Here is a 15489-nt window from a genome sequence, read left to right as displayed (position 1 = left end):
GATCACAGCATCATCGTGTGTTTCTGCAGGGGAAGTCCTGCAGAAATGCCAGAAAAAAAGGGCTTAACAGCCCTTTTTTTTTGTGGTCGTGTTAAAGTTTCGTACTAACCTATTGCCAAGCGAAATTAAGACAATCACCCGCGGTCGATTAGCCGTTCAGTCGGGAGTGGATATATGAACAAGCATTACCTGCCAGACCGAATATTGGCGGCGCTCGTCCTGAGCCTGTCCGTGTTTGCTGTCTCAATCAGCGTGACATCGTCGGCACAGGCGCAGCAAAGCAGCAACAATCCAGAACTCACCGAGATCACTGAAAACCTGCGCATGACGCTGAATGCCTCTTTGGGTGCAGCCAGCCAGGGGCAGTTGCAAGTCGTCCAGATCAGCTCAACGCCGATGGCAGACCTGTTTGAGGTAGTGATCAGTTCCGGTGAGGTGCTGTTCGCCGATAAGTCCGGTACTTACCTGATTGCCGGTGAAATGTTCATGACCCGTCCGGACGGGCTGGTCAATCTGACTGCTGAAACGCGCAAGACACAAGTCGCGCAAATGCTGCAGAACGTGCCGGAAGAAGAAATGATTATCTTCCCGGCCGACGATCCAAAAGCCGAGATTACCGTTTTTACGGATGTTGATTGCACTTACTGTCGTCGTCTTCACGGCGAGATCGAGCAGATCAATGATTATGGCATTACGGTGCGGTACATGGCCTATCCGCGAGGCGGACAGGCTTCACCGGCACTGGCCAAAATGATCAGTGTCTGGTGTGCCGGTGACGCACAAGGCCGTGCCGAGGCGCTGACTGATGCCAAGCACGGGGAAACCCTGCCGCAATGGCAGTGCGAAAATCCGGTGATGTCCCACTACAATCTGGGTAACCGGATTGGTGTGACAGGGACACCGGCCATTGTCATGAGTGATGGTACATTGATGCCGGGCTATGCACCGGCAGACACCCTGCGAGAGCGAGTATTGGGCGAGTAAACATCAGGCATTATCATCCTGAAAAATTTAGAGACGAAACAGTAGCCGAAACAGGGTTGCTGCAGATTTGATGTGAGGAAATTGTGAGCCAGGATAGTGACAAGCACGAGTTAAAAATCGGCATCTGCGGACTGGGTACCGTCGGTGGTGGCACCTTTAATCTGCTGCGCAGCAAGCATGCAGAACTGACGCGTCGCGTCGGCATGAACTTGAACATTACGCATGTCGCCACCCGAAACCCTGCTGACTCACTGAAAAACAGTGGTGTCAAAGTCAGTACTGATGTCTTTGCGGTTGCCAACGATCCTGGTGTCGACCTGGTTGTCGAGCTGATTGGCGGCTTCGAGCCGGCACTGGAGCTGGTGCTGAAGGCAATCGAAAATGGCAAGCATGTCGTTACCGCGAACAAGGCACTGATCGCTGTTCATGGTAATGAGATCTTTGCGGCAGCGCGTAAAAAAGGCGTTGTTGTCGCTTACGAAAGCGCCGTCGCCGGTGGTATCCCTATCATCAAGGCATTGCGTGAAGGCCTGGCAGCCAATTCGATTCAATGGCTGGCCGGTATCATCAACGGCACCAGTAACTATATCCTCACCGAGATGGGCGAGAATAACCGCGACTTTCCAGATGTGCTGAAGGAAGCCCAGGCGAAAGGTTACGCCGAAGCCGATCCCACCTTTGATATTGAAGGTATTGATGCCGCACACAAGCTGGCAATCCTGGCGGCCAATGCCTTTGGCACCGGCCTGGATTTTGACCGTGTTTACACTGAGGGCATCAGCCATATAACAACCTCAGACATTGCCTACGCTGAAGAGCTGGGTTACCGAATCAAACACCTGGGCATCAGTCGCATTACGGAACAGGGTATCGAGTTGCGTGTACACCCGACACTGATCTCTGACCAGACGCTGATTGCCAACGTCAACGGTGTCATGAATGCCGTTGTGGTTAAAGGAGATTCCTCGGGTAGTACATTGTATTACGGTGCAGGCGCCGGTGCAGAAGCAACAGCCTCTTCTGTGGTAGCAGATGTCATTGATATTGCCCGCAGCAACCGTGAGTCCTGCCAGCAGGCACTGATTCCGCCACTGGCTTTCGACAAGTTGCAGGGCGAAATGCGTATCCTGGATATTGAAGAAATCGAATCCGGTTACTATCTGCGCATTCCGGCTAAAGACGAAGTGGGTGTGATGGCAGGTATCTCTCAGGTGCTGACTGACTATGGTATCAATATTGAGGCCGTTATTCAGAAAGAACCCGGCTATGATGAATCAGAACCAAATATCGTGCCGGTTGTCATTCTTACAGCGCCAACCGTGGAAAAGAACATGAACGTCGCGATCAAAGCGATTGAAGAGATGTCAGAAGTGGCTGGTAAAGTGACCCGCATTCGCGTTGAGCACTTTGACGGCGAGAACGAATAACAGGTAAGGGAACAAGTAAGGGCAGGGGCCATGAAATACATCAGTACCCGGGGCAAAGCACCGGCCAGCAGTTTTGAACAAGTGTTGCTAACCGGCCTGGCTCCGGATGGTGGTTTGTACGTGCCGGAAACGTTACCCAGGTTTTCCAAAGAGGAAATCGCCAGCTGGGCAGGCTTGCCATACGATGAGCTGGCTTTCCATGTCATCAAGCCCTTTGTTAATGGCGAGATACCTGACGAAGTACTCAAGCAGTTGATTACCAACAGTTACCGTGACTTCTCGCACAGTGCTGTGGCGCCAATGCGCAACATCAACAGCAATGAGTGGGTCCTGGAACTGTACTGCGGGCCTACGCTGGCGTTTAAAGATTTTGCCCTGCAACTGCTGGGTCGTCTGCTTGATTACGTGCTGATTCGTGACGACAAGAAAGTCGCGGTACTGGGTGCCACTTCCGGTGACACCGGTTCTGCCGCCCTGGAAGGCTGTCGTCATTGCGCCAATATCGATCTGTTTATTTTGCATCCCTATCAGCGCGTCTCTGAGGTGCAACGTCGCCAGATGACCAGCGTACCCGGTGAAAATGTGCATAACATTGCCATTCGCGGTAACTTTGACGACTGTCAGAAGATTGTTAAAACCGCGTTCGGCGACCAGTCATTTCTGCCGGAAGATCGCCAACTGGTCGCGGTCAACTCGATCAACTGGGCGCGCATCATGGCGCAGATCGTCTACTATTTTTACGCAGCATTGCAGGTTGGTGCGCCGCATCGTCCGGTATCCTTCTCAGTGCCTACCGGTAACTTTGGTGATATCTACGCGGGCTACCTGGCGCGTGGCATGGGGCTGCCGGTCGATCAACTGGTGATTGCAACCAATCACAACGACATCCTGCATCGCCTGATCAGCCAGAATGATTACTCGCTGGGCGAGCTCAAGGCATCGCTGTCACCGAGCATGGATATCATGGTGTCCAGTAACTTTGAACGTTACCTCTTCGATCTGTTTGATCGTGATGGTGAGGCGGTAGAGAAGTTTGTCACAGCCCTGGGTGAAACACAGCAGCAACTGCCCGAGGCCTTGCTGCAAAAAGCTCAGTCACTGTTCAGCAGTTATGCCGTCGATGATGAGACAACCTGCAAGGTGATTGCCGAGATTTATCAGGATACCGGCTTCCTGCTGGATCCGCATACCGCCATTGGTGTTGAAGCGGCCCGTCGCTGTCACCGCAACCCGGCGGTACCGATGATTTCCCTGGCCACGGCGCATCCGGTCAAATTTGCCGACGCTGTGAAAAAAGCGGGACTGGAAAATCCGGCCCTGCCATTGCACATGCAGGATCTGTTTGAACGTGAAGAGCGCTACGACGTGCTCGACAACGACATCTCAGCGGTCACAGGATATATGCGCCAACAGTTATGCTGATACGCCAGCGCCATGCTGAACCCTCTCAGGCACTGCTTGCCAATGTGTCACCCCTGCTGGCCCGCATTTATGCGGGCCGTCAGATTCAGGACCCGGCAGAACTGCAGCTCGATGCTGCCGGTCTGCACCCTCCCGCCCAACTCCAGGATATTGCAAAAGCTGCTGCCTTACTGGCAGACATTCGGCAGCAACAGGGCCGTATCCTCATTGTGGCGGATTTTGATGCGGATGGTGCCACGTCCTGTGCGCTGGTGATCCGTGCCTTGACGCAAATGGGCTTTCAGCATATCGATTACATTGTCCCGGACCGTTTCACCTGCGGCTATGGCCTCAGCCCGGAAGTGGCTGACATGGCGCTGGCCCGAAAACCGGATCTGGTTATTACTGTCGATAATGGCATTTCCAGTATCACCGGCGTAGCCGCACTGAAGGCGGCCGGGGTCAACGTGCTGATTACCGATCACCATTTGCCCGGTGACACCCTGCCTGATGCCGATGCCATCGTGAATCCCAACCGATTCGACTGCACCTTTCCATCCAAAAACCTGGCTGGTGTCGGTGTGGCCTTCTACCTGATGCTGGCTCTGCGCGCTCAATTACGTCAGGCCGGCGCATTTGCTGACAGCAAGGAACCACAGCTGGCTGATCTGCTTGACCTGGTTGCCTTAGGTACCGTAGCGGACCTGGTGCCTTTGGACAGAAACAATCGCATCCTGGTTGAACAGGGGTTACGCCGCATGCGGGCAGGGCGCTGTTGTGCCGGTATTGCCGCCATCGTCAAACGCGCCGGTCGCAACCTGGGTCAGCTCAATACCGGGGATCTTGGTTTTGCCGTGGCGCCGAGACTCAACGCCGCGGGTCGGCTGGAAGATATGTCGCTGGGGATCAGTTGTCTGCTCAGTGATGATCCCATTAACGCTGACCGTTTTGCCGTTGAACTCAACGCCATCAATGAGGAACGTAAACGCATTGAAACGGATATGCGTGAACAGGCAGCCATCATCATGGCGGACCGGGAATTGCAGGCGCTGGCTGAAGCGGGTAATGAATTGCCGCCGATTCTCTGCTTGTACCGGGCCGACTGGCATCAGGGCGTAGTGGGTATTCTGGCCTCACGATTGAAAGAACAATTCCACCGTCCGGTCTTGGTATTCGCAAATGCTGCACAGACAACACCTGGTGGCAACGTGGCGACGGCGCAGCATGATGCTGCTGACGTGACCGCCAGTGAGGGGATGGAACTCAAAGGTTCTGGTCGTTCCATACCCGGGTTGCATTTGCGTGATTTACTGGACCGTGTGGCCAGCCAGCATCCGGGTTTGATTGACCGCTTTGGTGGTCATGCCATGGCGGCTGGATTAAGCCTGGCCTCCGATCAGTTGGAGGCCTTCACCCAGGCCGTCACGGAAACTGCCCGGGAGATGCTGGACGAAGAAATGCTGACCCGCACGGTGGTCACCGATGGCAATATCGCGGCCCAGGATCTGCAGTTAGCCACCGCAGAAACATTGCGAGAGGCTGGCCCCTGGGGGCAGGCCTTTCCTGAACCGCTGTTCGATGGCGAGTTTACCGTGCTGGATCAGCGGATTGTGGGCAGTAATCACCTGAAACTGCGGGTGAGACCACACGGCAGCCAGCAGAGCCTGGATGCCATTGCCTTTAACGTCGACACCGACATTTGGCCTAACCCGTCATGCAAGACGGTCAGGCTGGTTTACCGGCTGGATGTGAACGATTTTCGCCAGCAGCGGCAGCTGCAATTGGTCGTTGACCATATCCTGCCTTAGACGAGTCCGGGTACCAGGCCAAATCGTTACTTATTGTCACAAACCGCTCTGCCAATCGTTAGTCGAAGGGGCTACAATCGGTGAGCATAATAACAAGGGTGCCCTGTGTTTCAGACAGTAAACCTGCCTAAACACAGCAAGTTACACAAACCTGGCGACTGATAGCGACTGGTGAGGTCGCAAAGAGAGTTGCAGTCATATCAACGGAGAGTCACTGATGCGACAGATATGGATTCGGTTTTTGCTGATTATGTGGAGTATAGGCCTGGCTGCGATGGCACAGGCTGAAGTCTATGTCGGTGAGGAAATCGAAGTCGAATTCGTTGCCGAGACCGAGAACGTGGTACCCGGCCAAACCTTGTGGACTGCGATCCGACTGGATCCCAGTGAACACTGGCATACCTATTCCAAGTGGCCAGGCGATAGTGGTGAACCCACGTTCGTGACTGACTGGGAACTGCCCGAAGGTGCAGTCCCCGGCGATATTCACTGGCCGGTGCCGGAATGGCTGCCGTTCCCCGGTTCTGACCTGGTGACATTCTCTTACGAGCGCGAAGTCTTCCTGATGATCCCGATTGAGATCCCCGAAGACATCCAGGGTGACCAGTTCAACGCCAGCACGCACGTCTACTACCAGGTCTGTGAAATGATCTGCATCATTGACGATACGCGCGTTTCCCTGCAATTGCCGATCGAACGTGATGCCGAGCCGCGTCCTCATCCACAGTGGGCCAGTGCCATGGCCGAAGAGCGTGAGAACTGGCCAGAGCAGGTCGACTCGATCGATGCCATGTTTGCCATTGCTGGCGACCGGGTCAGCTTTTCCTTTGCTTCCAATGATGACCTGTTTGAAGAGAGCGATAACGCCTGGTTCTTCCCCGAACAGCGCCGCATCCTCAAGCCCGGTCCATTACGCGATGTCACGCTTTTTCCTGGCCTGGTCCAGATTACTCACGGCCAGCCGCGCCGCATGCTGACCGATGCCGAAGAAGTGGCCGGGTTGCTGGCAGTTGAAAACGAAGACGGCAGTGTCACGGGCTATGAAGTCAATGCCGATGTGGCAACACCTGACGGTCTGGCGGCGATGGCCGCGGTTGCCGCCGAACAAAGCGGTGGCAGTGGTGGATTGCGCGCCGGTAACAGTGATGCCGGCCCCGGTCTGCTGTTTATTCTGGGTGGCGCCATTTTGGGCGGACTGATTCTTAACCTGATGCCCTGTGTTTTCCCGGTGCTGTCACTGAAAGCGCTGAGCCTGACCTCCAAAAGCGGTAAAGAAGCCGGTACGGTGCGTTTACACGGTCTGCTTTACACGGCAGGTGTGATTGTCGCCTTCCTGGTACTGGCAACGGTACTGCTGGGTCTGCGTGCCGGTGGTGAAGCGGTCGGCTGGGCATTCCAGTTGCAGTCTCCCTGGTTTGTCGCACTGCTGGTGTTCCTGTTCTTTGTCATGGGCCTGAGCCTGTCCGGTGTCTACGAATTTGGTGGTGGTCTGATGGGGCTGGGCAGCGGTCTGACCCAATCCAAAGGCTACAAGTCTTCCTTCTTCACAGGTGTACTGGCAACCGTTGTCGCCAGCCCCTGCACAGCACCGTTCATGGGCGCAGCGCTGGGCTTTGCCCTGGCACAGCCCTGGCTGGTGGCCATGCTGGTGTTTGTGGCACTGGGTTTTGGTATGGCACTGCCATTCCTGATCCTCTCCTTCAGCCCGACACTGATGCGCTATATGCCCAAGCCCGGTGCCTGGATGGAGACCTTTAAAGAGTTTATGGCTTTCCCCATGTACGCGACAGCGCTGTGGCTGCTCTGGGTACTGGGTATCCAGGTTGGCGTCAACGGCATGGTAGCTGTTGCTGCAGCAGCGCTGCTGCTGGCACTGGCGCTGTGGGTACTGCAGAAAGGCCAGCAGGCAGCAGTATCCGCTCGCCGGGTAGGCATGGCTTTCAGCCTGGTACTGGCGGTGGTCGCACTGTCTGTATTGCGCATGCCGATGCTGGACGCACAATCCGGCATGAGTCAGTCAATGAGTAATGGCGGTGCCAGCGCGAGCGGTGAAGCGGCCGAATTTGAGCCCTTCTCCATGGCACGACTGGAAGAATTGCGTAATGAAGGCAAACCCGTGCTGGTCAACATGACTGCTGCCTGGTGTATTACCTGTTTGGCCAACGAGCAGACGACGCTGGGCACCACACAGGTAAAAAATGCGTTGGAAGAGCATGGCATCGCTTACCTGAAAGGGGACTGGACCAACCAGGATCCGGAAATCACGCAGATGCTGGACATGTACAACCGTCCCAGCGTGCCGCTCTACCTGCTGTACTCCGGCGATCCTTCAGAAGAGCCAAGAATCCTGCCGCAATTGCTGACACCGTCAATCGTCATTGATGCCGTTGACAATATCTAAGGAACTGCTGGCTAATTCTGCAACACTCAGGCTTGGCCAGCTTTTATTTCTTCTGTAATATCAGCAGCATGGTTTGCCCGGAGAGGGCAGCCATGCTGTCAGCATTTACTGATTGCACAAGTCCGTTAAGCCAGGGAGCGCAACATGGACGTCAGGCAACAAATTACACCGTTGATCAGTTTTGCCGTGTCTGCCGTGCTGGTGGCGCTCAGTGTGTATCTGCTGGTTGTCGGTCAACAGTTGTTGCTGCCGCTGGTGATTGCCATCGTCTTCTGGTTTTTGATTAACGTTCTGGCCAACCTGGTCGGCAGACTTCATATCGGTCAACGCCACCTGCCCAGACCGTTCTGCTTCCTGGCTGCCATTTTGCTGTTCTTTGCCGCTGTCGGCATCATCGTGCAGTTTGTCTCCGGCAGCCTGAATGACCTGGGGTCAGTGACCCGGGTTTATGAAGCCAACCTGCGACAGCACTGGCAGTCCGTCCCTTTCAACGAAACCATCGGTTCCGCGGGTATGTCACAGATCATTGGTGAGTGGCTGGATATCTCGGCCATTCTGACCGGTCTGGCGCTGACCTTCACGGGGCTGGCGGCAGACGGGGTGCTGATCACAATTTATGTCGGTTTCATGCTGTTTGAGCAGGGCAACTTCAAAGCCAAGCTGGCGGCCCTGGTCGGCGATCCTGGCCGTGAGCGCCGCGTACTGCGCATTATCGACAAAGTGCGCTCGGATATTCAGATGTATATCAGCATCAAACTGCTCACCAGCCTGATGACCGGTATTCTCAGCTATATTGTGCTGCGGGCCCTGGGAATCGACTTTCCCGAAGTCTGGGGCGTGCTGATTTTCCTGCTCAATTTCATTCCTACCGTGGGTTCCATCATTGCCACGCTGTTCCCGGCGGTGATTGCGCTGGCACAAAGCCCCGACGGTATTTATCTGTCGCTGACCGTACTGGTGCTGATTGGCGCACTACAGGTCTTTATCGGCAACGTCATTGAGCCGCGACTGATGGGCACTTCGCTAAACCTCAGTCCTATCGTGATTCTCTTCAATCTGGCACTCTGGGGCTATATCTGGGGTATCGCAGGCATGTTCCTCTGCGTCCCGTTCCTGATTATCACCACGATAGTTTTATCGCATTTTCCCAAAACGCGCCCGATTGCTATCCTGTTGTCCAGCAACGGGCAAATTGACCTGCCGGATGAGACATCCGAGCTGCTGAACAAGCCCTGATATTTCGTGAAAAAGACAGCAAATTAGTGTTAACAGGCCCTAAGAGAGTATAATCGCGCGTTTTTCGCGCAACCGGTTCGGCGCCGATTGAGCCAATGACCTGAACCAGTGACCTGAACCAGTGACTAGAGCCGGTGACTAGAACCAGTGATAAGCCGCTAAGCGTAACTGGTTAACAAAGATTTTGGATGCAAAGATATTGGATGAAAGTGTAATGACAGGTTTCATGAAAAGTAACGACATACGCCAGGCATTTCTGGATTTCTTCCGTGAACGCGGTCACCAGGTCGTGGACAGCAGCCCGCTGGTCCCCGGCAACGATCCGACGCTGCTGTTCACCAATGCCGGTATGGTGCAATTCAAGGAACTGTTCCTGGGTACAGAGTCACGCGGCTACACCCGTGCCACCAGCTCCCAGCGCTGTGTGCGCGCCGGTGGCAAGCACAACGACCTGGAAAATGTCGGTTACACCGCCCGTCACCACACTTTTTTTGAAATGCTGGGTAACTTCAGCTTTGGCGATTACTTCAAGGAAGACGCCATCCGCTATGCCTGGGACTTTCTGACAGAGACCCTGCAACTGCCCAACGACAAGCTCTGGGTCACCGTCTACAAGGACGATGACGAAGCGGCCAGGATCTGGGCAGAAGAGGTCGGTGTCCCCGTGGATCGCATTGTGCGCCTGGGCGACGACTCCAACTTCTGGCAGATGGGTGATACCGGCCCCTGTGGTCCCTGTTCCGAAATCTTCTACGATCACGGCCCCGACGTTGCCGGTGGCCCACCCGGCAGCCCTGACGAAGACGGCGACCGTTACATCGAAATCTGGAACCTGGTGTTCATGCAGTACGACCGCCAGCCCAGCGGTGAACTGATCCCGCTGCCCAAGCCCTCGGTAGATACCGGCATGGGCCTGGAGCGCCTGGCTGCTGTGCTGCAGCACGTGCACAGCAACTACGAAATCGACCTGTTCCAGAACCTGCTCAACGCCGCAGGCCAGATCACCGGTATCAAAGACACCACCAATACTTCATTGCGCGTGATTGCCGACCATATCCGCTCCTGCGCCTTCCTGGTACTCGATGGCGTGACGCCATCCAACGAAGGCCGGGGCTATGTGCTGCGTCGCATCATCCGCCGCGCTGTGCGCCATGGCTATCAGCTGGGCGTCAGCGACCTGTTCTTCTACCGCCTGGTGGCCGCTCTGGTCACCGAAATGGGCGACGCCTACCCAGACCTGGCCAAAGACCAGGCCCGCGTAGAGCGCGTTCTCAAGGAAGAAGAGCAGCAGTTCGCCCGCACCCTGGAAAACGGCATGCAGATCCTCGAACAGGCCATCGCCAAACTCGACGGTAAAGTCCTGCCCGGTGAGACCGTGTTCCGCCTTTACGACACCTACGGCTTCCCGGTTGATCTGACTGCTGACGTGGCGCGTGAGAATAACCTGACCCTGGACATGGCAGGCTTTGAAGCCGCCATGGAAGTGCAACGTAACCAGGCCCGTGCCGCCAGCCAGTTCAATGCCGTGGAAAAGCTCAGCATCGAGAACACCGACGGCACCGACTTTGTCGGCTACGAGCACCTGCACCACAGCGCAACAATCAGCGCGATCTACCAGGACGGCCAGTCCGTCAACGACCTGATCGGCCAGACTGAAGCAATCATCCTGCTCGACCAGAGCCCGTTCTATGGCGAGTCCGGTGGCCAGATCGGCGACCAGGGCGTGCTGGAAGTGAAGCAGGGCGACGAAGTCGTTTGCCGCTTCGAAGTCAGTGACACCCAGAAGCAGGGCGAACACGTCCTGCACAAAGGCAAGCTGACCGAAGGCCGTCTGTCCCTGGGAGACCAGGTCGATGCCCAGGTCGAGGCTGAGTCACGTCGCGCAATCATGCTCAACCACTCAGCCACCCACCTGCTGCATGCAGCACTGCAGCACGTACTGGGCGACCACGTCACTCAGAAAGGCTCACTGGTCACCGCAGACCGCCTGCGATTCGATTTCTCGCACAACGCCCCGGTATCCACCGAGCAAATGGCGATCATCGAGGCCATGGTTAACGAACAGGTATTGGCCAACGTAGTGGTTGCCAAAGAAGTGATGAGCATGGACCAGGCCAAAGAGAAGGGCGCCATGGCCTTGTTCGGCGAAAAATACGGTGATGTTGTGCGCGTTGTCACAATGGGCGACTTCTCCACGGAATTATGTGGTGGCACACACGTAAACCGTACAGGTGATATTGGTTTATTCAAACTGGTCAGCGAAAGCGGCATTGCCGCTGGCGTACGCCGCGTCGAAGCCGTCACCGGCCCCGGCGCACTGGCCTACGTCAACCGCGAAGAGGCACTGCTGCGCCAGGTCTGCGAGACCCTGAAAACCGGCGCCGACGGCGTACTGGAACGCGTCCAGCAGCTGCAAAGCGGCCAGCGACAGCTGGAGAAAGAGCTCGAAAGACTCAAGGCCAAAGCCGCCAGCGCTGCCGGTAACGACATTGCTGCCCAGGCCGAGCAGATCAACGGCGTCACCGTGCTGGCTGCCCGCCTTGATGGACTGGACAACAAAGCCCTGCGCGAGACCGTGGATCAGCTAAAAGACAAACTCGGTTCTGCCGTAGTAGTGCTTGGTGCCGATAATGGTGGTAAAGTCGCACTGGTAGCAGGTGTCACTAAAGATCTGATCGGCAAATACAAAGCCGGAGATCTGGTTAACCTGGTCGCCAAACCACTGGGCGGCAAGGGCGGCGGACGCCCTGAAATGGCCATGGCCGGTGCACCTGATGCAGCCGGACTGGACGATGCCCTGGCCCAGGTAAAACCCTGGATCGAGAATAATTAAGGTCTGGTTGTCCGAAAACAGTCGACAAAGACGAATTAAATAATCCTGAAAACAGGTTACAAATTAACGCATAAATAACGCATTAAGCGCAGGCAGGGTCAAGGAAAGATAACATGGCACTTTGGGTTCAAAAGTTCGGTGGCACCTCCGTGGGCACCGTAGAACGCATCGAAGCGGTGGCCGACAAGATCGTTGCCGCACGTCAGCAGGGCCACGACATCGTCGTCGTGGTCTCCGCCATGAGCGGCGAAACCAATCGCCTGATCGGCCTGGCCGAACAGATACAAAGCAAGCCCACTCCCCGTGAGCTCGACGTCCTGGTCTCCACCGGCGAACAGGTCACCATTGCCCTGTTATCCATGGCCCTGCACAAACGCGGCTGCGACGCCCGCAGCTTCACCGGCTCCCAGGTGCGCGTCCTCACCGACAGCGCCCACAATAAAGCCCGCATCCGCGAAATCGACGCCGACAACATCCGCAGCGAAGTGGACCAAGGCCGCGTCGTCGTTGTTGCCGGATTCCAGGGCGTGGACGAAGAAGGCAATATCACCACATTAGGGCGGGGCGGCTCCGACACCTCAGCCGTGGCCCTGGCCGCCGCCATCAAAGCCGACGAATGCCAGATCTTCACCGACGTCAAGGGCGTCTATACCACCGACCCCCGCGTCGTCGACGACGCCAGACTGCTGCGCACCATCACCTTCGAAGAAATGCTGGAACTGTCCAGCCTCGGCGCCAAGGTGCTGCAGATCCGTTCCGTCGAATTTGCCGGCAAATACAAAGTTCCGCTGCGGGTCCTGTCCAGTTTCGAAGACGATCCGGGCACATTGATCACTCTGGAGGACAAGAACCTCATGGAAGCCCCCATTATCTCAGGCATCGCCTTCACCCGCGATGAAGCCAAAGTCACCGTCACCGGCGTCCCAGACATCCCCGGCGTAGCCTATCAACTCCTAGGCCCCGTCAGCGACGCAGGCATCGAAGTCGACGTCATCGTGCAGAACATCTCTTCCGATGGCACCACCGACTTCACCTTCACGGTAAAACGCAACGACAGCGACCAGGCGAAGGCGATCGTCGAGGGGACTGCGAAGAAGATCAACGCCAAATCGGTCAAAGTAGATGACAAGATCGCAAAAGTCTCCCTCGTTGGCGTCGGAATGCGGTCACATGCCGGTATCGCCAGCCAGATGTTCAAGACCCTGGCCGACGAGTCGATTAATATCGAAGTCATCACAACATCAGAAATTAAAATATCCGTCGTAATCGACGAAAAATACCTGGAACTGGCCGTGCGCAGCCTGCACAGCGCCTTTGGACTGGGTGACGAGGGAGAAAACGTCTAGGTTGCTGGAAAATTAGACAAAAGTCATAGGTTATATCGCCCATGACAAAGGTACTAACGTATCGCAGCCTAGATGTGTATGATGGGGCTAGCGCCCCGCGGTGATTTGAACGGGACAAATGACTGAAAGCAGCCCAAAGCCAGCAAGCAGTCACGCTGGTGCTCGAGTGCCCTAAAGAGCGCAGGTAGCAAGACAATGCCGCCAAATGCGCCTTACAGGCATCTGAAGGGCCTCTCCATACGTATAGATAAGTGTATAGGTAACCAGAGTATGTGAGAGGTTGAATGGATATCATGTATGGGAAAGGAGAAGCATCATGTTAATCTTGACACGCCGCATTGGAGAAACCCTGATGATAGGTGACGACGTCACCGTCACTGTTCTTGGTGTCAAAGGCAACCAGGTCCGCATCGGCGTCAACGCCCCCAAAGACGTTGCCGTCCACCGTGAAGAGATCTACCAACGCATCCAAAAAGAAAAGGATGACGGCAACGATCAGGACAATCACGGGAATCAATAAAATTCCTCGAAATCAACCCTATCATTTACGCATAGTTATGCTATGATAGCGCCCGTTTTTCGGAGAGATGGCCGAGTGGCTGAAGGCGCGCCCCTGCTAAGGGCGTATAGGTTTACCCCTATCGAGGGTTCGAATCCCTCTCTCTCCGCCACTTCTTCTTTAGCTCAGACCCACCCGGGTCTGATCAGCTAATCGGCTCTACCCCATTAACGGGGGATAGCACTCATTAAACCGGCTCTACCCCATTAACGGGGGATAGCACTCATTAAACCCTGTTCACAATGCCATCCCACCCACAGTGGGCCAGCACTCGTAATCGATAGTTTTCAAAGTTTCTAAAACCATACGCTCTCCTTGAGATCATTTCCATCTTGTTGTGAAACCCTTCGGTAATACCGTTGCTTTTACTAAAGCGCCACATGGCGACAATCGGTTCCATCCAAGAGGTTAATGTCTTGGCCAATGCCTTCAGCGGACTGTCTTTCAGTTGTTCCAACAGCGCCAGATACTGTGGCAGTTTTTGCTTCATTCGTTTGACTCTGAGGGTTTTGAGCAGGATAAAGCGCATCAGCCTTTGCTTGATCAGGTACAGCTCTTTCAGGACAGGAAACTCGGCCAGGTAATCCATCAGTTTTGCGTGCTGTTCATCGCTCAGATGCCACTTATGTCGGCGCATCAGACTGAGTAGCCCGCGGTTTTTTCTGCCCTCCTGGTGGTGCTGTTGCCACAGTTTCAAAAAGTGCTGATTGATCAGTCGCACGACATGGAAACGGTCGGCAACAATCTTGGCATTGGGGAAGTGTCGTCGGGCAATACTGCGATAGGTTTCTGACAGATCCATGACCACGATCTGCACCTGATCTTTGCCTTCAACCCCTTGTAAATAGCGGCGTAGAGACGATTCTGAGCGCCCCAGTTTGACATCAAAGACCTTACGGTTGTTCAGGTCGACGAGAGTGGTGGCGTAGCCCTTTTTACGGGTAAAGAAATGCTCATCAATGCCCAGCACCTGAGGACAGGGGCGTCCGCTCATCTCTGAAGTTCTCATGCGAACCCGATACTGATACCAGCGCTCGATGGTGGCAGCGCTGATCCGATGTGTCAGTGAGAGTTTGCGCTGGGTGATACCGCCGTCATGGGCTTCAAAGACCTCCAGTCGGAAGGCTTCAGAGGCGCGGTAGCGGGGTCGAATACCCAGGAAAGGATGGCGAAAATAGCGGTGACACTTGAGACAGCGGTACTTGGGTACGCGCAGGTGCAAGGTCATTACCTTATTGCCCAGCCGGGTGTGTTTGACGGTGCGCTGATGGGTGGCTTTGATGTGTAAATGCTGGTGCTGACAGTGCTTGCAAAGTGGTCGTCGTGCGGGACTGGCCCACACTTCGAGGTTCTTCTGATGATCTATCCGTTCAATCTGAAGCTCAGGTATGCCTATAATTGTGCCTGCGAGGGACATCGGTGTTCTCCATTAAAGTGATCGTCGCAAAATCAGTTTAATGTAATGCCGGTGTCCCCCGTTAATGATGTAGAGCC

Annotated in this window: 10 protein-coding genes and 1 tRNA gene; 10 read left to right on the top strand and 1 reads right to left on the bottom strand. The window is 55.3% G+C overall.

The window, feature by feature from the left end; genetic code table 11:
* Positions 1-174 precede the first annotated feature (174 nt).
* The 10 genes from PSCS_RS10580 to PSCS_RS10535 all read left to right on the top strand — a co-directional run bounded on the left by PSCS_RS10580 (position 175) and on the right by PSCS_RS10535 (position 14107).
* Positions 175-984, top strand: coding sequence for a DsbC family protein (locus PSCS_RS10580; protein WP_082866348.1), 810 nt, complete (start codon positions 175-177; stop codon positions 982-984).
* An 83-nt stretch (positions 985-1067) separates the two neighbouring features.
* Positions 1068-2411, top strand: coding sequence for a homoserine dehydrogenase (locus PSCS_RS10575; RefSeq protein ID WP_068812077.1), 1344 nt, complete (start codon positions 1068-1070; stop codon positions 2409-2411).
* A 30-nt stretch (positions 2412-2441) separates the two neighbouring features.
* Complete coding sequence (gene thrC, locus PSCS_RS10570) at positions 2442-3833, top strand: threonine synthase (protein ID WP_068812076.1); 1392 nt, start codon at positions 2442-2444, stop codon at positions 3831-3833.
* Positions 3827-5620 carry a DHH family phosphoesterase gene (locus PSCS_RS10565; RefSeq protein ID WP_068812075.1) on the top strand — a complete coding sequence of 598 codons (1794 nt, stop codon included), beginning with the start codon at positions 3827-3829 and terminating at the stop codon, positions 5618-5620. Before thrC ends, PSCS_RS10565 begins: the two co-directional genes overlap by 7 nt.
* A gap of 217 nt (positions 5621-5837) precedes the next feature.
* Positions 5838-8021 (top strand): protein-disulfide reductase DsbD family protein, encoded by a 2184-nt coding sequence (locus PSCS_RS10560; protein WP_068812074.1) that lies wholly within the window; start codon positions 5838-5840, stop codon positions 8019-8021.
* A gap of 144 nt (positions 8022-8165) precedes the next feature.
* Positions 8166-9257, top strand: a complete 1092-nt coding sequence (locus tag PSCS_RS10555; protein ID WP_068812073.1) for an AI-2E family transporter — start codon at positions 8166-8168, stop codon at positions 9255-9257.
* A gap of 226 nt (positions 9258-9483) precedes the next feature.
* On the top strand, positions 9484-12090 hold the full coding sequence (alaS, locus tag PSCS_RS10550; RefSeq protein WP_068812263.1) for an alanine--tRNA ligase: 2607 nt from the start codon (positions 9484-9486) through the stop codon (positions 12088-12090).
* Positions 12091-12203: 113 nt separating this feature from the next.
* On the top strand, positions 12204-13436 hold the full coding sequence (locus tag PSCS_RS10545; protein ID WP_068812072.1) for an aspartate kinase: 1233 nt from the start codon (positions 12204-12206) through the stop codon (positions 13434-13436).
* A 316-nt stretch (positions 13437-13752) separates the two neighbouring features.
* Positions 13753-13956: a carbon storage regulator CsrA gene (gene csrA / locus PSCS_RS10540; RefSeq protein ID WP_068812071.1), complete on the top strand. Its 204-nt coding sequence runs from the start codon at positions 13753-13755 to the stop codon at positions 13954-13956.
* A gap of 61 nt (positions 13957-14017) precedes the next feature.
* Positions 14018-14107: transfer RNA gene (locus tag PSCS_RS10535), tRNA-Ser, on the top strand.
* Between the two features lie 114 nt (positions 14108-14221).
* On the opposite strand, the gene PSCS_RS10530 is transcribed toward PSCS_RS10535, so the two are convergent.
* Complete coding sequence (locus PSCS_RS10530; protein WP_068809987.1) at positions 14222-15412, bottom strand: ISL3 family transposase; 1191 nt, start codon at positions 15410-15412, stop codon at positions 14222-14224.
* Positions 15413-15489 lie beyond the last annotated feature (77 nt).

Origin of the sequence: Pseudohongiella nitratireducens (assembly GCF_001642735.1) — a bacterium.
Lineage (GTDB): Bacteria > Pseudomonadota > Gammaproteobacteria > Pseudomonadales > Pseudohongiellaceae > Pseudohongiella > Pseudohongiella nitratireducens.
This window is presented reverse-complemented; position numbering and strand designations above follow the sequence as displayed.